The sequence below is a fragment of the Nocardia brevicatena NBRC 12119 genome (assembly GCF_000308495.1).
GTDB classification, from domain to species: Bacteria; Actinomycetota; Actinomycetes; order Mycobacteriales; family Mycobacteriaceae; genus Nocardia; species Nocardia brevicatena.
In genome coordinates this window covers 1-24871 of record NZ_BAFU01000034.1, presented here as the reverse complement: position 1 = coordinate 24871, position 24871 = coordinate 1, and the positions used below count along the sequence as shown (strand labels likewise).

General features: G+C 68.0%; 26 protein-coding genes and 1 pseudogene. 11 read left to right on the top strand and 16 right to left on the bottom strand.

What is annotated here, in order from left to right:
* Positions 1-2: 2 nt before the first annotated feature.
* From octT to ON20_RS07255, 8 genes are all read right to left on the bottom strand, one after another.
* On the bottom strand, positions 3-728 hold the full coding sequence (gene octT, locus ON20_RS07290) for a diglucosylglycerate octanoyltransferase (protein ID WP_040834242.1): 726 nt from the start codon (positions 726-728) through the stop codon (positions 3-5).
* Positions 729-1209: 481 nt separating this feature from the next.
* Entirely contained in the window at positions 1210-1869 is a 660-nt protein-coding gene (locus tag ON20_RS07285) for a histidine phosphatase family protein (protein WP_040834194.1), read from the bottom strand.
* On the bottom strand, positions 1866-2267 hold the full coding sequence (gene rsfS / locus ON20_RS07280; protein WP_040834193.1) for a ribosome silencing factor: 402 nt from the start codon (positions 2265-2267) through the stop codon (positions 1866-1868). The genes ON20_RS07285 and rsfS overlap by 4 nt, the downstream gene beginning before the upstream one ends.
* Positions 2264-2962 (bottom strand): nicotinate-nucleotide adenylyltransferase, encoded by a 699-nt coding sequence (gene nadD, locus ON20_RS07275; RefSeq protein WP_083864730.1) that lies wholly within the window; start codon positions 2960-2962, stop codon positions 2264-2266. The genes rsfS and nadD overlap by 4 nt, the downstream gene beginning before the upstream one ends.
* Positions 2963-3032: 70 nt before the next feature.
* A complete protein-coding gene (locus ON20_RS07270) occupies positions 3033-4457 on the bottom strand; it encodes a vWA domain-containing protein (RefSeq protein WP_040834240.1) in 1425 nt (474 codons plus the stop codon).
* Positions 4458-4461: 4 nt separating this feature from the next.
* Complete coding sequence (locus tag ON20_RS07265) at positions 4462-5355, bottom strand: AAA family ATPase (RefSeq protein ID WP_040834192.1); 894 nt, start codon at positions 5353-5355, stop codon at positions 4462-4464.
* A gap of 53 nt (positions 5356-5408) precedes the next feature.
* On the bottom strand, positions 5409-6674 hold the full coding sequence (locus ON20_RS07260; protein ID WP_040834191.1) for a glutamate-5-semialdehyde dehydrogenase: 1266 nt from the start codon (positions 6672-6674) through the stop codon (positions 5409-5411).
* Between the two features lie 93 nt (positions 6675-6767).
* Positions 6768-7019 (bottom strand): hypothetical protein, encoded by a 252-nt coding sequence (locus ON20_RS07255; RefSeq protein WP_040834190.1) that lies wholly within the window; start codon positions 7017-7019, stop codon positions 6768-6770.
* Positions 7020-7093: 74 nt separating this feature from the next.
* On the opposite strand from ON20_RS07255, the gene ON20_RS07250 reads away from it, so the two are divergent.
* The 3 genes from ON20_RS07250 to cutA all read left to right on the top strand — a co-directional run bounded on the left by ON20_RS07250 (position 7094) and on the right by cutA (position 10417).
* The gene (locus tag ON20_RS07250; RefSeq protein ID WP_040834189.1) at positions 7094-7993 is read left to right on the top strand and encodes a ribokinase; all 900 of its coding nucleotides are present in this window, start codon (positions 7094-7096) and stop codon (positions 7991-7993) included.
* Between the two features lie 303 nt (positions 7994-8296).
* On the top strand, positions 8297-9514 hold the full coding sequence (locus tag ON20_RS07245) for an RtcB family protein (RefSeq protein ID WP_040834188.1): 1218 nt from the start codon (positions 8297-8299) through the stop codon (positions 9512-9514).
* Between the two features lie 576 nt (positions 9515-10090).
* Positions 10091-10417 carry a divalent-cation tolerance protein CutA gene (cutA, locus tag ON20_RS07240; RefSeq protein ID WP_040834187.1) on the top strand — a complete coding sequence of 109 codons (327 nt, stop codon included), beginning with the start codon at positions 10091-10093 and terminating at the stop codon, positions 10415-10417.
* A 172-nt stretch (positions 10418-10589) separates the two neighbouring features.
* On the opposite strand, the gene ON20_RS07235 is transcribed toward cutA, so the two are convergent.
* The 4 genes from ON20_RS07235 to ON20_RS34115 all read right to left on the bottom strand — a co-directional run bounded on the left by ON20_RS07235 (position 10590) and on the right by ON20_RS34115 (position 14998).
* Positions 10590-11519: an RNA polymerase sigma-70 factor gene (locus ON20_RS07235; RefSeq protein ID WP_040834186.1), complete on the bottom strand. Its 930-nt coding sequence runs from the start codon at positions 11517-11519 to the stop codon at positions 10590-10592.
* A gap of 54 nt (positions 11520-11573) precedes the next feature.
* Positions 11574-12755 carry an NAD(P)/FAD-dependent oxidoreductase gene (locus tag ON20_RS07230; RefSeq protein ID WP_040834185.1) on the bottom strand — a complete coding sequence of 394 codons (1182 nt, stop codon included), beginning with the start codon at positions 12753-12755 and terminating at the stop codon, positions 11574-11576.
* 391 nt (positions 12756-13146) lie between these two features.
* Positions 13147-14109 carry a DUF8129 domain-containing protein gene (locus ON20_RS07225; RefSeq protein WP_040834184.1) on the bottom strand — a complete coding sequence of 321 codons (963 nt, stop codon included), beginning with the start codon at positions 14107-14109 and terminating at the stop codon, positions 13147-13149.
* Positions 14110-14245: 136 nt separating this feature from the next.
* Positions 14246-14998 (bottom strand): DUF1330 domain-containing protein, encoded by a 753-nt coding sequence (locus ON20_RS34115; RefSeq protein WP_083864720.1) that lies wholly within the window; start codon positions 14996-14998, stop codon positions 14246-14248.
* Between the two features lie 82 nt (positions 14999-15080).
* On the opposite strand from ON20_RS34115, the gene ON20_RS07210 reads away from it, so the two are divergent.
* Positions 15081-15680: a TetR/AcrR family transcriptional regulator gene (locus tag ON20_RS07210; RefSeq protein WP_040834183.1), complete on the top strand. Its 600-nt coding sequence runs from the start codon at positions 15081-15083 to the stop codon at positions 15678-15680.
* Positions 15681-15751: 71 nt separating this feature from the next.
* Here the strand turns inward: ON20_RS07210 and ON20_RS07205 are convergent, their stop codons facing one another.
* On the bottom strand, positions 15752-16111 hold the full coding sequence (locus ON20_RS07205) for a winged helix-turn-helix transcriptional regulator (protein WP_040834237.1): 360 nt from the start codon (positions 16109-16111) through the stop codon (positions 15752-15754).
* Positions 16112-16171: 60 nt separating this feature from the next.
* On the opposite strand from ON20_RS07205, the pseudogene ON20_RS07200 reads away from it, so the two are divergent.
* Positions 16172-16932, top strand: a pseudogene (locus ON20_RS07200) (SDR family oxidoreductase).
* A gap of 721 nt (positions 16933-17653) precedes the next feature.
* Positions 17654-18877, top strand: coding sequence for a cytochrome P450 family protein (locus ON20_RS07195; RefSeq protein ID WP_051161855.1), 1224 nt, complete (start codon positions 17654-17656; stop codon positions 18875-18877).
* A 184-nt stretch (positions 18878-19061) separates the two neighbouring features.
* Here ON20_RS07195 and ON20_RS07190 read toward each other — a convergent pair whose 3' ends face one another.
* Positions 19062-20054 (bottom strand): GlxA family transcriptional regulator, encoded by a 993-nt coding sequence (locus ON20_RS07190; RefSeq protein ID WP_040834182.1) that lies wholly within the window; start codon positions 20052-20054, stop codon positions 19062-19064.
* A gap of 134 nt (positions 20055-20188) precedes the next feature.
* On the opposite strand from ON20_RS07190, the gene ON20_RS07185 reads away from it, so the two are divergent.
* Complete coding sequence (locus tag ON20_RS07185) at positions 20189-20467, top strand: VOC family protein (protein ID WP_040834235.1); 279 nt, start codon at positions 20189-20191, stop codon at positions 20465-20467.
* Positions 20468-20533: 66 nt separating this feature from the next.
* A complete protein-coding gene (locus ON20_RS07180; RefSeq protein ID WP_051161853.1) occupies positions 20534-21346 on the top strand; it encodes a hypothetical protein in 813 nt (270 codons plus the stop codon).
* A gap of 112 nt (positions 21347-21458) precedes the next feature.
* Here the strand turns inward: ON20_RS07180 and ON20_RS07175 are convergent, their stop codons facing one another.
* The gene (locus ON20_RS07175) at positions 21459-22064 is read right to left on the bottom strand and encodes a TetR/AcrR family transcriptional regulator (RefSeq protein WP_040834181.1); all 606 of its coding nucleotides are present in this window, start codon (positions 22062-22064) and stop codon (positions 21459-21461) included.
* Positions 22065-22310: 246 nt separating this feature from the next.
* Between ON20_RS07175 and ON20_RS07170 the strand changes: the two genes are divergently transcribed.
* The 3 genes from ON20_RS07170 to ON20_RS07160 all read left to right on the top strand — a co-directional run bounded on the left by ON20_RS07170 (position 22311) and on the right by ON20_RS07160 (position 24705).
* Positions 22311-23189: a short-chain dehydrogenase/reductase gene (locus tag ON20_RS07170; RefSeq protein ID WP_040834180.1), complete on the top strand. Its 879-nt coding sequence runs from the start codon at positions 22311-22313 to the stop codon at positions 23187-23189.
* A 54-nt stretch (positions 23190-23243) separates the two neighbouring features.
* The gene (gene ligD, locus ON20_RS07165; RefSeq protein ID WP_040834179.1) at positions 23244-24188 is read left to right on the top strand and encodes a non-homologous end-joining DNA ligase; all 945 of its coding nucleotides are present in this window, start codon (positions 23244-23246) and stop codon (positions 24186-24188) included.
* 130 nt (positions 24189-24318) lie between these two features.
* Positions 24319-24705 carry a hemophore-related protein gene (locus ON20_RS07160; protein WP_040834178.1) on the top strand — a complete coding sequence of 129 codons (387 nt, stop codon included), beginning with the start codon at positions 24319-24321 and terminating at the stop codon, positions 24703-24705.
* On the opposite strand, the gene ON20_RS40470 is transcribed toward ON20_RS07160, so the two are convergent.
* The gene (locus ON20_RS40470; RefSeq protein ID WP_368853921.1) at positions 24699-24857 is read right to left on the bottom strand and encodes an ATP-binding protein; all 159 of its coding nucleotides are present in this window, start codon (positions 24855-24857) and stop codon (positions 24699-24701) included. The genes ON20_RS07160 and ON20_RS40470 overlap by 7 nt on opposite strands.
* Positions 24858-24871: the final 14 nt, after the last annotated feature.

Genomic DNA, 24871 nt, shown 5'->3' with positions numbered 1-24871 from the left:
GACTATCCGACCTCCTGCAGAGTTTTCACCATCGCATTGGCCACGGCGGTGTGCCCGGCCCAGCCCCAGTGGATACCATCGGGGTTCGATTCCTCGGAGAAGACATTGTCGCGCACCGCCTCGGCGAGATCCACCAGCGGCACACCGGTGCGTGCCGACCAGGCCTCGAGCGCGCGCACCGCGGTATCCCGCCCGCGATGCACCCGGCCGTAGGCCGCGCAGTCGTGCACCGACGGCAGCACCGCGACCACGGGCAGATCGGGGCGCAGTTGCGCCAGCGCCGCCCGCGACTTCTCCAGGTAGTCGATGCTCACCTTCGGCGGCAGCGCCACCGGCCACCCGAGTTTGGACAGCCTCGGCTGCAACCACTGATAACTCGACCGCACCACCCGGCGCAGCCCCGGCGGCCGGATATAGCGGATCTGCTCCCGCAGCGCGGTGGGCAGCGGCGACGGCAGGGTGTCCATTCCGCCGACCGCGAACACCACGGCACCGGCATGCGGTACCGCCGCCCAGACACGTGGATCACCGATCAGCGCCCAGTACGCGTCCCGACAGGTCCAGCCGATCCGGGCGACCAGTTCGACCTCCCAATCGAGCTCGGCCGCCACCAGATTCGGCCAGATCCGCGGATGGTCCGCGGGCAGACCGCCTTTCGGGCCGAAATATGCCAGCGAATCGGCGATCACGAGCAGCACCGGCCGCCGCGGCGTCGACTCGTCCGCCACATCCGGCGAGTTCGGCTCCGCGTCCGGCCCGGACTTCGGATTCGATACCGTGTCCGCCACGAGTTCCGGCTCCTGTTCCGGTGCGGTCCCGACGGTTACCGCCCGGCCCGCATCCGACGTCTCGTCGACCGGTTCCGGCGGCGCGCTCACATCCACCGCGTACTCCCCGGAAACAGCTGCGCCGGCCGAACTCTCGCCGGCACGCTCCACAACGTCGACAACCGACCCCCCGGTGTCACCCCCCGCACCCCCCACGGCCCCGGGCGGGTGCCGTCCCCCATCGCCTGGCTCGGAACCCTCGTCCGAATCCGCCTGCTCGTCCCCCCCTGTACCGTCGTCTCCCGCGCCGGCAGTGTCCACCGTGGCGGTTTCACTGCTCGCCGGGCGCGGCGGCGGGCCGAACAGCGCGTCGGGGAGGGTTCGTTCCGGTTTCGCGGAAACTTTCCGGAACAGTTCGTCCGGCACCTGCCGGATCGGTTCTTCAGAGGACATCGGGTGCTACCTTCGCCGCTGCATTCCACACATCGAGGCGCCATCCGGGCTGTTCGATACTCGGACCGTGGCTGCTCAGCTGCACCCAGCTGGCGTTGGCCAAGCCACCGAGGGCGGGCCAGCTCCGTGGCGGCAGATCCAGCAGCGCGGCCGTGAGGGCAGCGATCAGCCCGCCGTGCGCCACCAGGATGATAGTCGCGCCGGGCCAATCCTGCCGCTCGGCATACAGTTCCCGCACCACCGGCAGCGCACGCGCGCCGACCTCGAGTTTGGTCTCCCCGCCGGGCGGTGAGTAGCTCGCGTCCATCCGCCAGGCCACTCGCGCGCCCGGATGGTCGGCGTCGAATTCGCGACTGGTCAGACCCTGCCACCCCCCCAGGTGGGTTTCGCGCAAACGTTCATCGCGTACCACCTCGAGCGAGGTGGACTCGGCCAGGATCAGCGCGGTGTCGTAAGCGCGTCTCAGATCGGAGGCGACTATGCCGATCACCTTGCGCGACACCAGTTCCCGCGCGGCCTCTTTCGCCTGACGGCGGCCCAGATCGGTGAGATCGGTATCGATCTGCCCCTGCATCCGATCGTCGGCGTTCCATTCTGTTTGTCCGTGGCGCAGCAGTATCAGGGTGCGCACATCGGCGTACTTGCTCACTCGGCGTCTCCGGCGGAATCACGATCGGCGGGCGGGGCTCCGATACCCGCCACGGGAACGATGGGGCAGTCCTTCCACAGCCGTTCCAGGGCATAGAAATTGCGCTCGTCGTTGTGCTGGATGTGCACCACCATGTCCACATAGTCCAGCAGCACCCACCGGCCCTCGCGGGCCCCTTCCCGGCGCACCGGTCGGTGCCCGGCGTTGCGCAGTTTCTCCTCGACATTGTCGACGATCGCGTTCACCTGGCGTTCGTTCGGCGCCGAGGCGATGACGAAACAGTCGGTCACCACCAACTGTTCGGAGACGTCCAGTACGACCACGTCGGCAGCCAGTTTCTCGTCCGCCGCCAGCGCCGCGACCTGCGCCATCTCCACTGCTTCCGCCGACGCTGTCATCGGTGCACCTCACTCACTCCGCCGTGATCGGGAACGGACGGGGGCCCTCCGTGCTCATGCCGCTGCGCCTCCCCCGGGCCTGACCCGCTCATTCCACTACCCTCCGCTGCAGGCGGCACATACAGGTGCCGCTTGGTTATGTACTGCACGACACCATCGGGCACCAGGTACCACACGGGCCGGTTCTCCGCCGCTCGGCGGCGGCATTCACTGGACGAGATCGCCAGCGCGGGGACTTCGACCATGGTCACCGCGTCATCGGGGAAATCGCGCAGATGTTCCTCCAGATGATCGATGTTCAGCTCGTACCCCGGCCGGCTCACACCGACGAATTTCGCCAGATCGAACAGTTCCGCCCAATCCTGCCATGTGAGGATATTCGCCAGCGCGTCCGCTCCGGTGATGAAGTACAGCTCGGCGCCCGGATAGTGGGTGCGCAGATCGCGCAACGTATCGACCGTGTAGGTGACCTTGCCGCGGTCGATATCGGCGCGGCTCACCGAGAATCGCGGATTGGACGCGGTCGCGATCACCGTCATCAGATAACGGTCCTCGGCGGGGCTGACCTGCCGGCCCGCCTTCTGCCACGGCTGTCCGGTGGGGACGAAGATCACTTCGTCGAGTTCGAACCGGTGCGCGACCTCACTGGCGGCGACCAGGTGACCGTGGTGGATGGGATCGAAGGTACCGCCCATCACCCCCAGTTTGCGTCCGCCCTGGCCTGTCGTGTGCATAGCAATCGAGCTTATCGGGTGAGCCGGCGGCTCAAACCGGAAGCAGTCGGGAGACCACCGCTGTCAACTGGGCGGCCGACCGGCATTCGTGCATCTCGATGACCTGCCGATAGCGCTGCGCCGCCGAGTCCCCCGACCCCCACTGGGCGCGCGGTTCCGGGTTGAGCCAGTGTGCGTGTTTGGCGGTGGCGACCAGATCACGCAGGGTGTTCGACTCCGGATCGCGATAGTTGGTGCGGGCATCGCCGAGGACGAGCAGCGAACTGCGGCCGGTGACGGCGTCGGGAAAATCGCGGGCGAAACCGGCGAAGGCGCTGCCGTAGTCGGAGTGCCCGTCGTAGCCGACGATATCGGCCTCGGCGAAGATCTTCTGCATGGCCTCGTCCAGCTGAGTGTGCGGGTCGAAGAACCGGGTGACCTCGTCGGCACGGTCCACGAAGGCGAAGATGCGCACCCGGGAGAACTGCTCCCGCAGCGCGCTCACCAGCAGCAGGGTGAAGTTGCTGAACCCGGCGACGGAACCGGACACATCACACAGCAGCACCAGTTCGGGGCGGCCGGGCCGCGGTTTGCGGTGCACCAGGTCGATCGGCACCCCGCCGGTGGACATTGATGCGCGCAGGGTGCGCCGCAGGTCGATCTCGCCCCGCCGGGCGCGGCGTCGGCGGGCGGCGAGCCGGGAGGCGAGAACCCGGGCCAGCCGCTGGGTGCTGCGCCGCAGTTCGGCCAGTTCCGCCGGGGAGGCGCGCAGGAAATCGACCTCCTCGGCCTGTTTGGCCACCCCGTAGCTCGCGACCTTCTCCCGGCCGATCCGTTCGGCCATCCGCCGGCGGGTCTCGGCCTCCACGGTGGCGCGGAACCGCTCGATCCGGGCGCGGGCGGCCCGCCGCGCCACCTCGGTGTCGAAATCGCTCGCACCCGGCCCGCTCATACCGGCCAGCACCTGCACCAGCAGGGTCTGCAGCTGTACTTCCTCAAGCGTCTGATACGCCGAGAACGACGGTCCACGGGCCGATTGGTACTGCCCCATCTGCTCGACCATCTGCCCGGCCAGCGCCGCCAACCGGCCGGTGGAGCCCTCCTCGGCGAGCAACTCGGCCAGCATCCGACGTAGGGCGGGAATATCCACTTCGCCATCGGCTCGGCGCGGCACCTCGACCTCGTCGGCCTCCGCGTCCCGGACGCCGATCGCCACCGGGAACCACAGATCGAACAGTCCGTCGAAAGTAGCGCGATGGGTGGTTCTGCGCAGCAGCGCGCACGCCAGACCCTCGCGCATCACCTCCCGGTCCAGGAGGTCGAGCACCGACAGCACCCGCCCGGCGTCGACCGTCTCCGACGGTCCCACCGGGATACCGCGTGCCCGCAGCGCCTCCACGAATCCGACCAGATGTCCGGACAGTCCGTGTGGCGCGTGCAGTGGCGAACCCTCGCCCGCGGCCGGTTGTGCGTTCACGGCGTCACGCCGGTTTGAGCTCGGCCAGTGCACGCTGATGGTCGCTTCGATGTTTGAGCACCACCCCCAGGGTGGCGCGCACGGTGGCGTCGTCCAGATCGGTATGTCCGAGCGCGAGCAGGGTGCGGCCCCAGTCGATGGACTCGGCCACCGAGGGCAGTTTCTTCAACTGCATTCCGCGCAGTACGTGCACGATCCGCACCAGCTGGGCGGCGACGGCCTGGGGCAGCTCCGGGACCCGGCTCGCCAGGATCCGGCGTTCCAGTTCCTCGTCCGGGAAGTCCAGGTGCAGGTACAGACAGCGCCGTTTGAGCGCCTCCGACAGCTCTCGGGTGGCGTTCGAGGTGAGGACCACGAACGGCCGGCGGGTGGCGGTGATGGTGCCGAGCTCCGGCACGGTCACCGCGAAATCGCTGAGCACCTCCAACAGCAGGCCCTCGATCTCGACATCGGCCTTGTCGGTCTCGTCGACCAGCAGCACTGTCGGCCCGGTACGCCGGATGGCGGTGAGCAGTGGCCGCGACAGCAGGAATTCCTCGGTGAACACGTCGGCCTTCGTCTCGGCCCAATCGTTCTCGTTGGCGGCCTGGATGCGCAGAATCTGTTTGGCGTGGTTCCACTCGTACAGTGCCCGCGCCTCGTCGACGCCCTCATAGCACTGCAACCGCACCAGGTCCGCGCCCGCGGTCTGCGCCACGGCCCGCGCCAGCTCGGTTTTCCCGACCCCGGCCGGACCCTCGACGAGCAGCGGCTTGCCCAGCCGGTCGGCCAGGAACACCGACGTCGCGGTGGCCTTGTCGGCCAGATAGCCGGTCTCGGCGAGACGCTCGATCACCTCGTCGACCGATGCGAAGATCGGCTCCTGGACCGGCGGGACAATCGGACTCGCAGGATCCATCGGCCGTCCTTCCGTCGAACTCTGATCCCCACGCTACAGGGATCGGGTTCGAATCAGACGGGCCGGACCTGCCCCTCGCCCCACACCACCCACTTGGTGGTGGTGAGTTCCGGCAGCCCCATCGGGCCGCGGGCGTGCAGTTTCTGGGTGGAGATCCCGATCTCGGCGCCGAACCCGAACTGCTCGCCGTCGGTAAAGGCGGTGGAGGCGTTCACCATCACGGCGGCGGCGTCCACGCGGCCGGTGAACGCCCGCGCCGCGGCCAGATCACCGGTGACGATGGCCTCGGTGTGACCGGTGCCCCAGGTGTTGATGTGGTCCACCGCGGCGTCCAGGCCGTCGACGACCTTCACCGCGATATCGAGGGTCAGGTACTCCTCACCCCAGTCGGCGTCGGTGGCAGGGACCATACCGGGCAGATCGCCGTGCAGGGTGATGCCCTTGTCGGTGAGCGCCTGGGTCAGCCGCGGCAGCGCGGTATCGGCGATGGCCGAGTCGATCAGCACGGTTTCGGCGGCGTTGCACACGCTGGGCCGCCGGGTCTTGGCGTTGATCAGGATCTGCTCGGCCATATCCAGGTCGGCGGCGGCGTGCACGTAGACGTGGCAGTTGCCGGTGCCGGTCTCGATGGTCGGCACCTGGGCGTCGCGCACCACGGCATTGATCAGTCCCGCGCCACCCCGCGGAATCACCACGTCCACCAGGCCGCGCGCCTGGATCAGATGGGTAACGCCGGCCCGGTCCTCGCTGGGCAGCAGCTGCACCGCGTCGGCCGGAAGCCCCTGCGCGGCAAGCGCGTCGCGCAATACCGCGACCAGCGCCGCGTTCGACCGGGCCGCCGACGAGGACCCTCGCAGCAGCGCGGCGTTACCGGACTTGAGCGCCAGCCCGAACGCGTCGACGGTCACATTGGGCCGGGCCTCGTACACCATGCCCACCACCCCGAGCGGCACCCGCACCTGACGGATCTCCAGCCCGTTCGGCAGCGTCGACCCGCGCACCACATCCCCGACCGGGTCGGGCAGCCCCGCCACCTGCCGCAGCCCCGACGCGATCCCGTCGATCCGGTCCTTGGTGAGCCGCAGCCGGTCCAGCAGCGATTCCGCGGTGCCGGCGGCCCTCGCGGCCACCAGGTCCTCACCGTTGGCGGCCAGAACGGTGTCGGCGGCGGCCAGGAGCGCGTCCGCGGCGGCGTGCAGGGCTTCGTTCTTCTCGGCGGTGGTCGCCTGTGCGAGTACCCGCGCGGCGACCCGGGCCTTGCGCGCGGCATCGTGGACCGCTTCGCGCACATCGGACTCGGCCGTTGTTTCTACGGTCATGGGGTATAGCCTACGCACCTTGCGAACCGGGCCTTCACCACTGTCGGACCTTGTCCGCCCGGCCTGTCGCCGCCGGCCCTCATCACCCGACCCTCATTGTTCTCGTGCGTCGTTCCGGTGCGCCGACTCGATCCGATACTGCTCCCTGATATCCCGGTACATCTCCTGTTCGACGGACCGCATGTCCTCTTCGGGGCACAGTGCGATGGACCATGGGACGGGGCAGGGCGGTGCATGGTCCGGATCGGGGCACAGCAGACGAGCGATCCGTTCCTCGAGCCGCCGCGCCTCGGCTTCCGTGGCGATCATGCCGAGCCTGAGTTCCCACAGCTTCTTCTCCGGCATACGATTCGAACTCCTTTCGGCGCCGTGTAGGCGTATTCGAGTCGATTCCGTGTATTCGCGCTACGTTTTTTCGGGTGACCGCACCCCTGATCGCCGTCCTCGGCAGCGTCAACATGGACTTGGTGACAACCACCGACCGGCGTCCCGAACCCGGGGAGACCGTACTCGGCAGTGGGTTCACCACGGTTCCCGGCGGGAAGGGGGCCAATCAGGCCATCGCGGCGAGCCGGGCGGGCGGTCGGGTGGAGTTCCTCGGCGCCGTCGGCACCGATATGTTCGCGGCGCAATTGCGCGGCACACTCGCGGAATCCGGGGTGGGCACGGCACGGCTGCGCACCGTCGACGGGCCGAGCGGGGTCGCGTCGATCGTGGTCGACGACGGCGGCGAGAACACCATCGTCGTCGTGGGCGGGGCCAACGCCCGGATGACCGAACTCACCGAGGACGACCTGTCCGTGATCGCTGCCGCCGACGTACTGCTGTGTCAACTGGAGATCCCGGTGCCGACGGTGACCGCCGCCGCCCGCCACGCCCGAGCCCACGGCACCATCGTGATACTGAATCCCTCTCCGGTACAAGACCTTTCGCCTGACCTGTGGGCTCATATCGACGTGGCGGTGGTGAACTCGGGTGAGGCGGACCGGCTGGACGCGGCGCTCGCCTCGGTACCGCATCTCGTGGTCACTCTCGGCGCGGATGGTGCCCGCTACCGCGGACCGGACGGTACCGAGCTGGCCGTTCCCGGTATACCGGTCGACGTGGTCGACACCACCGGCGCAGGGGACGCCTTCACCGGGACCCTGGCCGTCTCCTGGCCGGACGGTCCGGCCGCGGCTCTGCGCCTGGCGGGTGCCGCGGGTGCGCTCGCCACCACCCGGCTCGGCGCGAGCGCCTCCCTGCCGGACCGGGCCGAGATCGCGGCGGCCGTCGAGCGCTCCGACAGCACTCCCGCTCACCGGCCGGCGGCACCGTAGCGGCCTTTCCGGCAACGTACTCGAGACCTGGGATGTGCGGGGACATCCCCGAAACTCCGAGCTCGTGGATCGCACCGGCAAGCCATGACCGGACGGCCGTGATCGCGGCGCCGCTGTGCCGCTTGTGGATGGCCGAGGAAACCGGTCCCCGGCACGAGGTGGCGCTCACCTGATTCGACAACGCGATGAACGGCGGCGTTCGTGGTGACGGGGCGAAATTCGAATGCCGATCCATGCCGCACTGCCTACCGTGGATATTGCGGACGAGCATCCACTCGCCGCGAAATCGGAAGGATCGAAACAATGTTTCCCGTCGAGCTGTCCGGTACCCGGGCACGGACGTTGATGTGGGCCCATGAGCGCGATATCGAACCGACCGCGCTGCAACAGCTGCGGAATATCTCGCGACTGGAATGGGTGCACGGTGTCCGTGTCATGCCGGACGTGCACCTCGGCAAGGGTGCCACGGTCGGCTCGGTGATCGCCATGCGCAACGCTGTCGCGCCCGCCGCGGTCGGCGTGGATATCGGCTGCGGTATGGAAAGCGTCCGCACCGACCTGACGGCCGCCGATCTACCCGACAGTCTGCGTTCGCTGCGTTCCCGGATCGAGGGCGCGGTGCCGGTCGGGTTCGCCGCGCACAAGAACCCGATCCTGGTGGACAAGCTGGCCGCTCGCCCGTCCGGAGTGAACACGGCGACCCTGCGCGCAGGGTGGGATCGTTTCTGGTCGGGGTTCAACGACCTCGACGAGCACGTGGCGCCGCGCGAGCCCAAGGCGCACAAGCAGATGGGCACTCTGGGCGGAGGCAACCACTTCATCGAGGTCTGCCTGGACCAGGACGACCAGGTGTGGGTGCTGCTGCATTCGGGCAGCCGCAATATCGGTAAGGAACTGGCCGAGCGCCATATAGCGGTGGCCCGGAAACTGCCGCACAACCAGAATCTGGTCGACCGCGATCTGGCGGTGTTCCTGGCGAACACCCCGGAAATGGACGCCTACCGGCACGATCTGACCTGGGCACAGGAGTACGCGGCCCGTAACCGGGCGGTCATGCTGGCGCTGGTGTGTCAGGCGGTTCGGGACGAGTTCCCCACCCGGGAGGTCCGGTTCGACGCGCCGATCAGCTGTCACCACAACTATGTGGCCGAGGAGCTGATCGACGGGGTGCCCATGCTGGTCACCCGCAAGGGTGCCGTCCGGGCGGGTGAGGGCGAGCTCGCGCTCATCCCCGGTTCGATGGGTACCCGCTCCTATGTGGTGCGCGGTAAGGGTAATCCGGCGTCGTTCTGGTCGGCCTCGCACGGCGCGGGCCGGCGAATGAGCCGCAACGCGGCCAAGCGGCAGTTCAGTGTGGCGGATCTGATCGCCCAGACCGAGGGCGTGGAGTCCCGCAAGGACGCCGGGGTGGTGGACGAGATCCCGGCCGCCTACAAGAACATCGACGAGGTCATCGACGCCCAGCGCGACCTGGTCGACGTGGTGGCGACCCTGCGTCAGGTGCTGTGCGTGAAGGGCTGACCGGGTAGCGGGTCGGAGCGTATCCGTTCCGTCCCGCTACTTCTCCGTTTCCCGCCTGCACACAGCGGCGGTGAGCCCGACACCGAACAGCAGTACACCGACCATGAACACCACTCCCCCGACAGCCAGGCGTGCAGTGTGCGGTCCAGGTCGGTGGGCAGCCCGGTATGCCGAGAATCATGCGGTAGGTGTCCTCGGGGTACATGATCTGGACGATTCAGGGCACGATGCCCCTACCGGTCCGACCGCCATTGCCGCCCCGGCGCGGATACCGCCGGCACGGCCACCAGCAACAGCAACCCCGCCCCCAACACGGACTGGGTGGGCGGCCACGGCCCTGTTCGCCGCTATACCGAGGGCCATCGGTGTTACGACCAGCCCGACCACCGAGCCGAGGACCGTCCGCCGGGTCGGTCTTCCACGCCGGGGTCACGCGGCCGGCCACGCCCGTATCGCATGCCGTTCTGCCTGATCGGTCATCTGCTCACCTCCGGTAGGCCCCTGTCGCCTCGTTCGCCCGGCCCTTGTCGTCGAAACACGTGAACACCGATCGGCGGCCGAGGGAAACTTGACACCATGCCCGACGACGAACTCGTAGACGTGTCCGTATCCTCCGGCGACCCGGAATGGCTCGCCCTGTTCACCCGGCGCCTCGTCGAGGCGCGCCTGGCGGCGTGCGGAAATATCATCCCGGGGGTGCGCTCCATCTACCGCTGGGACGGCCGGGTCCACGACGACGCCGAAAACCTGGTGGTGCTGCACACGCGGCGGTCATTGGTACCGGCGATCATCGAACGGGCGAACGCCGAACATGCCGACGAAACCCCGCAGGTGCTCGCGGTACCCGTTGTCGATGCCCATCCCGGGTATCGGCAATGGGTGTTCGATTCCACCGGGGAATAGTCCCCGCGACACGGCAACCGCCGAGCCATTGCCGCCCTGCCCCCGAGATCCGTCCCGATCCGCGCGAGGCTCACACAATGGTGCTCGTCGGCGATGCCGAAGGTGTCTGCGGCAATGGTCGGTCGACCCGAAATCCCAACGAGAAACCGGCGCAACCGATCCCGGACAATCGCTAGCCGCCTCCGCCGGCCCGCAGCCCGGCGAGCTTTTCGGGGTTGACCTGGAATCGGATGTTGCGGATGCGTCCGACGGCGATGTCGTAGGTTATGGCCCCGATCGACACATCACCCAGCAGCACCAACAGGCCGAGTTCCCCGTTGATCGACGCCGGTTCCATCCGCGCCCCGGCCACCACGGGTTTGGCCATGACGCCGAGCAGCCAGCGGGTGACATGGTCGGGTCCGTGCAGCGGGCGATGTGCGGCGGTGACCTTGCCGCCCCCGTCGTTCCACAGGGTGACGTCCGGAGCGAGCAGTTCCATCAGAGCGTTGACATCCCCACCGTGTGCCGCGGCCAGGAATTTCTCCGTGATCTCCTGCCGAATCGCCGAATCGGTGTCGCATCGGGGACGGCGGGCCCGGACATGGTTGCGGGCCCGATGGGAGATCTGGCGCACGGCCGCCTCCGGCCGGTCGAGGAAACCACCGATCTCGGCGTGTGAGAAGCCGAACACCTCGCGCAGCACGAACACCGCACGTTCGACGGGGGTCAAGGTTTCCAGGACGACCAGCATCGCGGTCGAGACGCTATCGGCCATCTCCGCCTCCTCGGCGGTGTCGGCCGCGGTCAGCAACGGTTCGGGAAGCCAGGGGCCGACATAGGTTTCACGCGTGGCCCGGGCCGAGGTGAGCCGGTTCAACGACAGGTTTGTCACCGTGCGCACCAGGTAGGCCCTGGGGTGCTCGACCGCGTCGTGGTCGGTGTCATGCCATTTCAGCCAGGCGTCCTGCAGCACGTCCTCGGCGTCGGAGACGCTGCCCAGCATCCGGTAGGCGGTACCGAACAGCAGGCGCCGATGCGTGACGAAGGGGTCGACAGGACCGTCCGGCCGGACATCGGGGGACGGTCCGGCCGGCTCGGTTGCGTTGGCGTCGTCCTGCATGGGTTCACTCTTTCCGGGAGTGGACCGAACCGGCAAGCACCACGGGCCGGCCGATCAAGCGGCCCGCCGAGTGGCACGACCGCCCTTGGACAGCGCGACCGGGACGTTCATCTTCCCGCTCACCGTGAAGAACGGGATCGGGCTGCTGCTGACGGCCTCCTTGTAGCGCACCGCCGCCCGGCCTGTCAGGTACCAACGCTTCGGAGTGTCGTCGGCGTTGGTGAACTGGATGACCGCGTCGGCGCGGCCCAGGCTCACCGGCTGATGGAAATAGCCGAACCGGAACGGCTTCACCGACTCGCCGCGGAGGCGGCGGGCGACGGCGTCGGCGACATAGGCGGCGGTCGGCATACCGCTTTGGCAGGTGCCGTGCAGGTTTCCCCATGCCTGCCGCACCGCGGCGGCGTCGCCGATCGCGTAGACGTCCGGATGCGACACCGAGCGCAGGGTGGTGTCGGTGACGATCAAACCCTTGGCGTCGGTGGTGATCCCGGACTCGGCTGCCAATCGGGACGCCCGCATGCCGGCGGTCCACAGCGTCAGGTCGGACCGCACCAGTTCCCCGGTGGACAACCGGACCGCGTCGGGCAGCACCTTGGTCACCTGGGCTCCGCACCGCCGGACTACGCCGAGCCGGTCCAGCGCCCGGTTCAGATACGCCCGGGCAGGCTCCCTCATCATCGCACCGGGTTCACCGTCGGCGACGAGGGTGACGGTCACCGCGGGATGGCTCTCGGCGATCTCGGTGGCCGCCTCGATACCGGTCAGACCGCCACCGACCACGGTGACAGCACCCCCGGCCGCTGCCGTTTCGGCCAGACTCCGCGCGAAGGTGTGTGCCCGCCGCGGATCGTCGAGGGTCCAGGCGTGGTCCGCGGCGCCGGGTACCCGGGCGGTGTCCGTGATGCTGCCGAGGGCGTAGATCAGGGTGTCGTAGTCGAGGGTGGTGCCGTCATCGAGGGTTACCCGGCGTGCCCGCGGGTCGATCGCGGTGGCGGCGGCGCGGTGGAAGGTGACTCCGGAGCCGTCGAGCAGCCGGGGGATACGGTGGTCGGCCAGTTCTTGGCCGGTAGCGATCTGATGCATACGCAGGCGCTCGGTGAACCGGTCCGAGGGGTTGACCAGGGTGATGCGCACGTTCTGCCCGCGCGTGCGGTGGGCCAGGCGGATGGTGGCCAACATGCCGGTGTAGCCGGCGCCCAGTACGACGATCTCGTGGTTCGCGGTGGTGGTCATGGCGTTCTCCCGTAGTGTCGTCTGTTGGGGTCGGCCATGGGACAAGACGGCACCGGGTAACGTGACACGACGATATAGTGACCTGCGTCACAGACCATCGCCGGGGTCATTTGTCCGCGAGCGCTCCCGTCCAAGACCTCCATCAGGACAGGAGGGACTCGACCGGCGCTACCGGCACCGGCCGAGCGGGTGGGCAGGCTCAAGGGGCTCGCAGCGGTTTACACCCATCCCAGGGAAAGCCGACACCTCAGAGACGGCCCAGGGGATGGCAGTCCGCCCCGGTAGTGGCGCGGACTCGAAACGGCGCAAAGGGTGCGCATACCATTTCGGCCCCACCGCCGCGGTCCGCGCACGATCGTCATATGCGCGAAACGGCTGCCCGCCAGAGTATTCAGCTGAGTCCGGTGACTTCTTGGGCGATCGCCGCGAGCCGGGTCTGGGCGGCCGAGACGACACCGCTGCGGTTCTTGTGCGCCTCCTCGTACGCGACGACCGCTCGCACGTCGGCGGGTTCGGTCAGTTCCTTGACCGCGGCGACGGCCTGGCCGACGTTCAGATCGTCGTAGTCGGCGATGGGCAGCTCGTCGGGTTCGAGGACGCCGGTTGCGGTGCGGATCGAACGCAGGGCGTCGGCGGCGGCACCGGCGCCCTCACGGCGGGTAACCTGCTCGGCGGTCTGGAGGGCCGCGTCACGGGAGGCTGTGAGGGTTTTGACGGCGACATCGCCCGCCTGCGCCCCCTGGGCGAGCAGCTCGCCGAGCGCGGGCGGGGTGGCGCGGACGGTGTCCAACACCCGGTCGAGGCCACGGGCGGACCAGGTGACCGGGAGATTGACCAATTTGACCGCGGTCCCGGCGGCCGCCTGCAGGGGGGTGCGACGCAACGCGGCCGGCCCGCCGAGGGCGTCCTCGGCCAAAACGGTGGTCAGCCAGTCCACCGTCGCCGAATGCGCGGTGATCAACCGCTCCGCCAGTGCCACGACATTGTGTTGCCGGGCAGTGGTCGCGAGGGCCTTGATATAACGGGCACGGTTGAGGAGCTGGTGTTCGAGGGCGAGGTCGCCGAGCAGGGCTTCGTCGAACGGCTGGGCCTGTTCGACCATCGCCTTGACCACGGCGGCGGCCCGGCCCAGGAAGGGGCCGACCAGCTCTGGCACACCGCCGAGTTCGCGCAGGGCGGCCTCGATGGCCGCGGCGCGGGCGCGGGCATTGTCGGCGTTCTCGGACAGCTCGCGCCGCACCGCCTCGGTCCTGGCCTGGACCATCCGGGTCTCGGCGATCTGGATCTCGGTGTTGGTCAGATCGAGGACGGCGCGCAGCTGCGCCTGCAGAGTAGTGGTATCGGGTGTGCTCATGCGGATCTCATCCTTTCGGCGGTAACGGCATCAGGTCGGGCGCATGGTGCACCGCTACCGCGACTACCCCGCACTACCCTCCGCTAACCTGCCCATATAGGACTACAGCGCGGATGTGAGGCATCCCACCGCGAAGTCATTCCGCATCGGGCGCCGCGTCGAGGAAGAGCAGGCGTCGGCTCAGTGCCTCGTCGCGCACCTGTAGCGCCTCGGCGTACTCGGGGGAGGCGTACCACTCGCGCAACCGCTCCGCCGAGGGGAACTCGACGAGCACAACAGTGGCATCGTCGGCCCACGCACCTTCGACGACGTCGACATCCGCGCCGCGGACCAGATAGCGGCCACCGTATTTGCGAATCGAATCGGCGGCACGGGTGCGGTAGACATCCAAGGCGTGCGAGGCCCGCGGCGCCACCTCGGACAGGGCGTACGCGGGGGCGGTCTCGCGCAACGCCGCGAACAGCTCGGGAAGCCGGTGGAGACCGCGGCTCACCCGCAGCACATCCGCGTAGTCGCGCAGCTGGACGATCCGCCCGGACCGTGCGGTGAGCACCAGCAGGAAGCCCGACCGGAAGGTCTCACCCGCCGGATTCGACGCTTCGAACTCGTGTTCGGCGATCACCACTTCCGGGTCGGCGGTGTCGTGCACTCGGATATCGATGAACCGCAGTTTGGGCGATGGGGAAACACCACCCCACACTCCGCGGAAGCCGGCGCGGATCTCGTCGCGGCCGTGGTAGTGCGACGTTCCCCGTTGGGGAGCCAGAAAGGGGAATTCGTAGACCGCGTCCGCGGCGAACAGATCCGCCAGCGCGTCCGGGTCGAAGGCGACCATGGCCTGCTGGAACGCGGTGAGCAGCCCGCGCGGGGTCAGCGGGGTGCCGGTCATGGGAGCTCCTTGGATCGGCGAATCGTGGCTCAACAAGCGTAGAGCGAAATATCGATTCGCTCAACGGTTGTAGAGTGGAGCCGTGTCCCCGACCCGCGCCGAACAACGCGCAGCGACCGAACAGCGCATCCTGCGCTGCGCCCGGGAGCTCTTCGCCCGCGAAGGTTTCGAACGGACAACCGTGCGCGCGGTCGCCGCGGCGGCCGGAGTCGATCCGGCCCTGGTGATGCAGTACTTCGGCTCCAAACAGGGGCTGTTCACCGCCTCGGTGCGCGCCGCGCCGGAACCGGAATTCCGGGGCGATCCGGCCGAGTTGGCCGCCTTCCTCACCGAAACCATGCGGCTCAAGCTGACCGAGTCGGAGCAGGAACCGATGGCCATGCTGCGCTCGATGCTCACCCATCCGGACGCGACCAGGCAGGCCAGGGAGATCCTCGAACGGCAGAACCAGCAGATCGCGTTCACGCTCGAGACCCCGGACGCGCTGGTACGAGCCGCGATCGCTACGGCGTTGATGCTCGGTGTGCGACTGGGTCGGGAGCTCCTCGAACTCCCTTCCCTGTCCGAGACACCGGTCGATGAATTGCTGCCGGTGCTGAGTGAGGTGTTCGCCGTGCTGACCCGTGGCACGGACCCGGGAGCGACTCGACGCGCCCCTTCCCGCGAGGAGCCTCCCGGCTAGCTCCGACGCATCGCTTCCGCGCCTTCCACCCACCGTGCTCGAAGCACCGGTGTCGGTTCACCGATACCGTTTCAGAGCCCTCCGGTCGAGCTGTCGGGGGCGGCGCCTTCCCACGACTCGGACCAATCCCAGAGGGGTTGCAGGGCTTCGCCGAGCCGCGCTCCGGCGACGGTGAGTTCATAGGCACCCTTCGGGCCGTGCTTTTCCACCAGGCCGGCCGCCTGCAATTGCTGGAGCCGGTTGGACAACATGCTCGAGGAGCAGTTGCCCATCCTGCGGCGCAATTCCAGAAACCCCAGTGGACCCGGTTCGAGTTCCCATACGACTCGCAGCGTCCACCGCTGACCCAGTAGGTCGATCGCCGCCGGTATCCGGCCTTCGCCGGGATCGTCGGCAGGCTTCGCACGACCCGAACCATTTGCGCTTCTCATTTCGAACCACGATAGTTGCTTCTGAATCAGAAGCATGTGGGAACGGTGAGGAGACACTCTATGGACCGATCGGACTCGATACCGCGACGAGTCGTGCTGGTGACAGGCGCCGCACGCGGAATAGGAGCGGCCACAGCCCGGCGACTGGCCACCACGGACGTCCATGTCCTGGTCAACTACCGCGAAAGAGCAAGCGGGCGCAGGCCGTGGTCGACGCCATCCGCTCCGCGGGCGGCAGCGCCTCGGCCATCGGCGCGGACCTGTCCGACGACACCGCGGTCGCGGAGATGATCGATCACATCGACACCCGGTTCGGCCGCCTGGACGCGGTCGTACTCAACGCCTCGGGCGGACTGGAACGCGGCGCCGATCCCGGCTACGCTCTGCGACTCAACCGCGACGCCCAGGTCCGGCCGGCCACCCTGGCCCTGCCACTCATGCCGGCCGGTGGTCGGATCGTATTCGTCACCAGCCATCAGGCACACTTCCACGATCAGGGCAGGCCGTTGCCGGACGGCTACGAGCCGATCGCGGCGAGCAAACGAGCCGGCGAGGACGCCCTGCGCGCCCTCATTCCCGAATTCACCGCCTGTGGTATCGGTTTCGTCGTCGTTTCCGGCGATATGATCGACGGCACGATCATCATCCGCCTACTCGAACGCCGCGACCCCGACGCGGTCGCCGCCCGGCGCACCCACGGTCCCCTACCCACCATCGATCACTTCGCCGACGCCATCGTCGAGGCAATCGACGCCCCCGTGCCCAGCGGGCACACCTTCCACGTCGGAGGGCACGACTACCTCACCACGTCCCCGCGCTGAACGGGAGCCCGCCACGGGATCCACGTCGTGTCCCGGTCGTAACCGCGGGCAGTAACCGACGGAGAACAACGCATACGGCATAGTGGCCGGCGTCGGCCGATTCGCTGGGATCTGTTGCGGGGCAGCAGAGTACGGCCGATGAGACCGATCGGCGCGCCGGACGTCGAGGTCCGGTTTGCGGCGTGATCGGCTGTATGCCGATCGTTGCTTCTCGCACCGCCGTCCCCGCCCTGCACCGGCAGGTCAATGCCATCGAGCCCGTAGGGTTCTTCGGGCTGCATCTCCCACAACGGCCGTCCGAGCCAACAGGAACTCATCGACTGTTGATTACCCATCGATGAGGGCGACCAGCGGGTTCTGCTCGTGCACGGCGTCGCGTCGGCGCGGGTGTCGAGCCCTCGACGCCGCCTGAAACACGCACCGGCGCAACTTCTTCAGCAGCGGCTCGCCCCAGCGGGACCGCCGAGCACACCAGCTCCGAATCGGTCGACATCGGCGGCCGACCAGTCCATCGAGAACCAGGCAACTCGTCATCGATCTTCACGTACAGTGCGTCAGGAGTGCATCCAGACCTTTTGTCACACAATGGTCATAGGCGCCCTCCGCCCATGTCCGGGCATCACCGGGACTTCGGACTTACTCGTCCAGTGCGCCAGGGGATGCTCGAAGCGGCGAACAATGTTGTCGAGTTCCTGTTTCACGCGCATCAGGAGTCACGAATTTGACCACTCCCACTGGCTCGTCGGCCGCCTTCGACGGCTCGCTCATAGCGTTGTACACACCCGAGTACGCTGCGGATCCGCATGGCACCTATTGCGAGATGCGCCGACGTTTCGGTTCTTTTGTGCCGGTGGAACTAGCACCGGGAGTGCCCGCCACCTTGGTGATCGGATACCGCGAGGCGGTACGGATCCTCAACGATCCAGAACACTTCCCGGCCGATCCCCGGGTCTGGCAGGAGAAGATTCCCGACAGCTGCCCGGTCAAGCCGTTGATGAGGTGGTATCCAGGGCCGCTGCGCAACTCGGGCGTAGCGCATGCCAGGTACCGGCAAGTCAACGTCGCGGCGATCGATGGAGTGAACTTGTACGGTCGGCACGCCGCTGTGGAGCGGATAGCCATCCCGCTGATCAATACCTTCTGCGAGGCGGGCGAGGCCGACTTGTTGAGCCAGTACGCGTTCCCCCTGGTCTTCGCGGGCCTCAACGACATGTTGGGTTGCCCACCCGAACTGGGCCTCCGGGTCGCGACCGGCATGGCGCACCTGTTCAACTCCGTCGACGACAACGCCGGTCTGGGTATGTCGATGCTCAGCGAAGCACTCCTGGAGCTGATCGCGTGCAAACGAACCGAGCCCGGCGACGACATCGTCACACGAATGGTGCAACACTCCGCCGATCTCGATGAAGAAGAGACCCTGGCGAACATCATCAGCCTCTACGGTGCGGCACTGGAACCGCAGCAGAACCTGATCCTCAACACGTTGCTGCTGATTCTTACCGACGACCGATTCGCAGGCGATGTGCTCGGTGGCAGCCTGTCGACACACGACGCGATCGATGAAGTCTTGTTCACCGATCCACCTGTAGCGAACTTCGCCACCACCTACCCGCGACAGCCGATCCTGATCGGTGACACCTGGCTGCCTGCGCACCAGCCGGTCCTCATCAGCTTGTCCGCCTGCAACAACGACCCTGCGATCTCCGGCGCATTCCTCGGCAATCGTTCGCATCTGGCGTGGAGCATCGGGCCGCACGCGTGCCCCGCGACGCGGTTGGCGTCACTGATTGCCGAAGACGCCATCGACCAGTTGCTCGATGCGCTACCCGAGATGCGGCTGGCTGTCCCGGTCGAGGAATTGACCTGGCGGCCGGGGCCGTTCCACCGAGCGCTGGCGGCGCTGCCGGTCGTCTTCCCCAAGTCCCCACCATTGAACGTGTCGTAAGGATGATGCCGTGCCGTTGACCGTGTCCCGGCGGCGGTAGATCGACCACCTGCGGCGTGCCGGCGCCGCGGGAAACGGTGGTCGCGGAAACCGAGGCGGATCGCACGGCCACACGGCATCGGCAGTTCATGCGTGAGTGGCTATCGAGCTGTTCGCCCGTGATCACGACCCTTGTCGACCGCACTCACCATGGCAATGGTGTCGCACGCAACTGGGCGATGGTCATGCCGCGGCGGCGGCGTACCAGGCTGCGCAGGGTACCCGGATTGAGGTAGCCGACCCTGGCGGCTACCGCCTGGAGCGAGAGGGAGGTGGTGCGCAGCAGGAACGCGGCGTGTTCGAGGCGGATATCGTTGACGAAATCGCGGGGGGACATACCGAGTTCCGACTGTGTCGCACGTTGTAGGCTGCGTTCGGTCACGCCGAGCTCGCGGGCGGCGCTCGAGATACGGAGCTGTTCGCCGAGGTGTTGACGAATCCAGCGTTCGAAGGCGGCGATCAGCGAATTGCCCCGGGCCATCACGTCCGGCACTATATGGCCCGCCTGGGTCCGACCGGTGCCTACCACCAGATACCGTGCGGCTTTCTCGGCCAGCGCCGGGCTCACCGTATGGACGAGCGACAGGGCCAGATCCACATGGGACAGTGAGGCACCGGCGGTGGACACCGTCGTGCCGCGACACAGGGTCAGGCCCTCGTTCAGCATGACCGCCGGATAACGTTTCCGGAAGGCGGGGCCGAGCCACCAACTGGTCGTCGCGGAGTGTCCGTCGAGCACGCCGGCTTCGGCCAGGAAGAAGGTGCCCGTGCACGCGCCCGCCACATGGACTCCGCGGGCGTGGGCCCGGCCGATCCGCTCCAGGAGTGGACTGTTCTCGAGCGCCGATACGCGCTGTATGAGCGTTTCCGCGTCGAGCACGTTGATCGCGGGCACGATCAGCACACCGAGGTCGGTGAGCTCCGCGTCCCCGTCCGTTCCACCGGTCAGGGGGATGGTGGGAATCGTGTAGCCGTTACCCGACCGGACGCTGGTACCGGTCGATACGGTGTGCACCCGCCAGGGCGGCGGTGGTGTCGTCAGTGTCTCCCGGAGGGAGTTGGCCAGGGCGAAGGTCTCCAGCACGGCGGCCAGCCCGAAATCGGCGACATCGTCCATGGCGAACACCACGACATCCATGTCGGGAACAGTACCGAATATGTCGTATCCGACACTTTGCTTCGAGCCGAGCCGGCCCTACCGTCTTCTCATCCCCGCCGGACCGCCACGAACACGGTCCGCGCGATCGCACTTCTGATCTCACTGGAGCCTCGATGCCCCTGATCCCGACCTCCGGAGCCCGCCATGTCCGGTTGACGGTCACCGATATTCGACGGTCCCGCCGCTTCTACGAAGAAGTACTCGGTTTCCCGGTCGCCGCGGAATCCCCCGGCAGTCCGGACGATCCCGACATACGCACCGACCCGTTCCGGCTCTACGGCGGCGCCGTGTTCCAGGCGAACGGAATGCTGCTCGGACTCCGCCCGGCGGCGGCAGCGACCAACCGGTTCGACCCCGACGGCATCCAACTGGAACTCACCGCGCCGATCTGATTCCCGTGGACCGAGGACATCGATGCGGCGGTACCGGAACAGACCACGATTCGAAGGAATCGCCCGATGAACGGTCACATCCACCCCTATACCGACGCCCTGCCCCCCTTTCCTCGACTGTGGGCGCGGTGGACGTCGATCTCGGCGGCATTCGCGGCGGCCCGCACCCGGTCCGGACCGCGAATGCTGCCCCTGATGGCGTGGTTCGAAGGCGCCGGACACGACGGGTCCGTCCTACACGCGCTGCCCGGCGGTCGGGCGATGCTGTGGGGTCGGGTAGGGACATCTCCGCAGGCGGATACCCCCCATCCGACCGGTCCGGCGAACGGGGTGTCACATTCCGAGCCCCGTCTTCCGTGGGCACGTCCGACGGCGGGCACGGACGCGATCTCGTTCGGTTGCCGGTGGGAGGCCGGCCATTGGCATCCGCTCGGGTTCACGGTTCCCGCGCGGTATACCGCGGCGTTGCCGAGCATCTGGAGCACGGACGAGACCGTCGAGATCATCACCGCCCTCGCCGCGACGGACGGACTCGACGAACAACAGCGCGCGGCCGCGGTAACGATGGTGTGCGCGGCCGAGGTCGGTACCGTGACACGCACCGTGGTGACGGATGTCTTCGGCGATCAGGAGCGGTTCGATATCGACAGCGCGATGAACCAGTTCGCGATGGCCGGCGCGCTCGGCCCCGAACCGGGGGCGTTGCCCGGCGCTTCCCCTTCCGCCGCGGTTTCCGTCCCCTCGCCCGCGGACTCGCTCGACCGACTCCATCCACCCGTCACGCTCTCCGGTTGTCATGACGCGAGTACGAGCCGAACGGTCACGGCGGGCCGCATATGGCCGATACGGAACCCGACACGGTGTGGACGCTCTCGGTAGGCCGGAGCCGGCCACGACCCTCGAACCACCACGGCGCCGAGCGCCGACAGGGCCGTGGTATCGCTTTCGGCCGTAGCGCTCCATGGTCCCGGCGGCGGGTGGATCCGCTTCTTCAGACCTTCGCGAGGGAGAGGACGATTTCGGCGGCCGTCTCGACGAGCCGGTCCCGGGAGACGGGCAAACGGCCGTCGACCCAGTCCACATAGAGCGCGATCAGGGCACCGCCCAGTGCGGTTCCGACGATCGCCAGGGTTTCGTCATTGCTGGATACCAGGGCCTCGGTGCCCAGTCTGGGCACCACCGTCCGGATGAAGGCGGGCGTCCGGCGTGCGCTGTGCCGGCGCAGGGTGTCGTCGGTGAGGGGTTCCCGGAGCAGAACCCGGGCCCGGCGGGGATCCTCTTCGAAATAGGCGGCGCAGATCTCCAGCGCCGCGCGGACCGCGGTGGCCGGGTCGGGGTCGTAGCGCACGGCGCCCAAGCGGTCGAGCAATGCCTGTTCGACGCGGTCGTAGACGGCGGTGACGAGGGCCTCTCGGCTGTCGAAGCTCTCGTAGAAGTACCGCGGGCTCAGATTCGCCTGTCGCGTGACGGCCCGCATGGTCACGGCGCCCGAGCCGGCTGTGCCGAGCAGGTCGAACCCCACCTCGATCAGCTGCTCACATCGGTCCGCCGACCGATCGAGCAGTGTCCGGCCGCGCCACAGCTTGGGTGCATTCACGGCTTCATCCTCGCATCGGCCGCACCGGGCAAGGCATTGACTTCGGGCGATTAAACGTGAATCATGTGATTCAAGTTTAGCGTTTCCGTTGTGCCCGGATCGCACTCGTCACCTGCGCGGCGACCGGGATCGCGATCGCCGAAAGGTGGGGCCGTTCCGGGCACTGCCAGATCCCCGCGCTACTACAGCGCTTCGAGCACTGGCCCCCCTGACGAACAACGGCACGAAAGCCTACGAGGTGAACCGATGATGGAGCTGCTGCGCAGCACAACGCCCTTCCGCGACGACTACCCGGTCGCCGGACGAGTCGCGCTGGTCACCGGCGCGGCGCAGGGCATCGGCCGCGAACTGGCGGCCGAACTGTACCGACGGGGGGCCTCGGTCGTCCTGGTCGATATCGACCCCGAACGGGTGGAGGCGGCGGCCGCCGCGGTCGGCGAACGCACCCTCGCGGTCATCGCCGATGTCGCCGATCGCGCCGCGATGGACCACGCCGTCGAGGCGGCGGTGCGGCGTTTCGACCGGCTGGACATTGTCGTCGCCAATGCCGGTGTCGTCCCGCGCCCGGCCACCCTGCGCACCATGAGCGGCGGCGATTTCGACCGCGTCATCGATATCAACCTCACCGGCGTGTTCAACACCGTCCGACCCGCGCTCGACCACATCGTCGACGCGCGCGGCCATATCGTGGTGGTGTCCTCGTGCGCGGCCTTCACCCCCGGTATGGGCGGCTCCCCCTACATGATCAGCAAGGCCGCGGTGGAACAACTCGGCCGCGCCCTGCGAATCGAGCTGGCCCCCTTCGACGCCACGGCGGGAATCGCGTATTTCGGCATCGTCGAGACCGCGATGACTCACGACACCCTCGACCGCGACGATCTCGGCGCCGCCCTGGACCGGATGCTCCCCTGGCCGCTGCGGGTGCGGATAAGTCCCGCCCGGGCCGCGCGGGTCGTCGCGGACGGAATCGAACGCCGGGCGCCGCGCACCATCGCCCCCGCCACCTGGCAGCCTTACGCGTTGCTGCGCGGCGTGATCAATCCCGTCCTCGACAGCGCGCTCGCCCGTGATCCCCGCGTGCACGACCTGCTGCGCCGAGTCGAACAGCAACTGGCGCGGGTGTGATACCCGGCGCAGCGTTGCCCGGTCGATGTCGGCGCGCACCGCTATGGTCGGGCCATGGGCAGCGATACGGGGGCAGCGATCGAACTCGAGGTCGGCGATCGCACGGTGCGTGTCACGCACCCGGATCGGGTGTATTTCCCCGAGACGGGCGCGACCAAGCTGGACCTGGTGCGGTACTACCTGAGCGTGGGCGACGGCATCGTCAACGCCCTGCGGGACCGACCGTGCATGCTGCACCGATTCCCGAAGGGCCTGGCCGGTAACAAGGTCCATCAGAAACGGCTGCCCGCCGGAGCGCCGGACTGGGTGTCCACGGTGCGGGTGTTCTTTCCGCGCTACGACCGGCACGCCGATGAACTCTGCGTCCGTGAACTGGCGGATGTGGTGTGGGCGGTGCAAATGTCCACCGTGGAGTTCCATCCGTGGAACTCTCGCAGCGACGATACCGAGAGCCCGGACGAATGGCGGATCGATCTGGACCCGATGCCGGACTGCCCATGGTCGCGGGTGCAGCGGGTGGCGGGGGTGGTGCACGAGGTATTGGACGAGATCGGAGCGGTCGGCTGGCCGAAAACCTCCGGCGGCAACGGATTACATATCTATGTCCGCATCGCCCCCGAGCACGGCTTCCGGGATGTTCGGCGCGCCGCGGCGGCCTTCGCCGAGGAGATCGAGCGGCGCGCACCCGACGATGTGACAACCGCGTGGTGGCGGCGTGACCGCGACCCGCGGCTACTGTTCGTGGACTACAACCAGAATGCCCGCGACCACACCATCGCGGCGGCGTACTCGGTGCGTGGAACCCCGGAGGCGACCGTCTCCACGCCGGTGCGCTGGGACGAGATTCCCGAGATACACCCGCGCGATTTCACCATCGCCACCGTGCCCGAACGCTACCACCGCCTCGGCGATCTGCACGCCGGAATCGACGACGCGGTCTTCGATCTGTCCCCGTTGATCGAGCGTGCCGATCGGGAGGCGGTCGAACTCGACGGCTGAAGACCGACGGCCTTCGCGCCGCCGCACCCTTCCTAGCGCCGCCCAAACGCCCGGATTGGTTAGCTCGTAACGAGTTACGGGTACTGGACGATCGGGTATCCGATCATCCATATCGAAAGGGGTTCACAGTATGACCTTCATTCGTGCGCGGATCGCGCGAACGGTTCTCGTCCTCGGTGCGGTGGCGGCGGGTCCGCTCCTGGTTCCGACCGGCGCCACGGCACAGCCGATCGAGGCCGCGCTTCTCGAAACCACCTGCAGCTATGCACAGGTCGACGCCGCCGTCCGCGCCGAAGCGCCGGAACTCGCCGCCATCCTGGACGCCAATCCGGAAGGAAAGGCGAAGCTGCAGGAATTCCTCGCGCTGCCCATCGACCAGCGCAAACAGCGGGCCCAGGAATACCTCGACGCCCACCCGGAGGCCCGTGCCCGCATGGAGGAAAGGGGCAATTCGCCCGAGGCGCAGGGGTATCGCGATATAGCTCAGCGCATCGCGGATACCTGCCACAACTACTGATCTCGGCCGTCGGTAGCGCCGAGCGGCAGGACCAGCGTGACGGTGAGCCCGCCCTCCGGGCGGGCCACCGCACCCACCCGACCGCCGTGCGCGTGCGCCACCGACCGCACGATCGACAGCCCGAGCCCGGCGCCGCGCGGCCGGCCCGAGATGGCGGGCGGGCCGG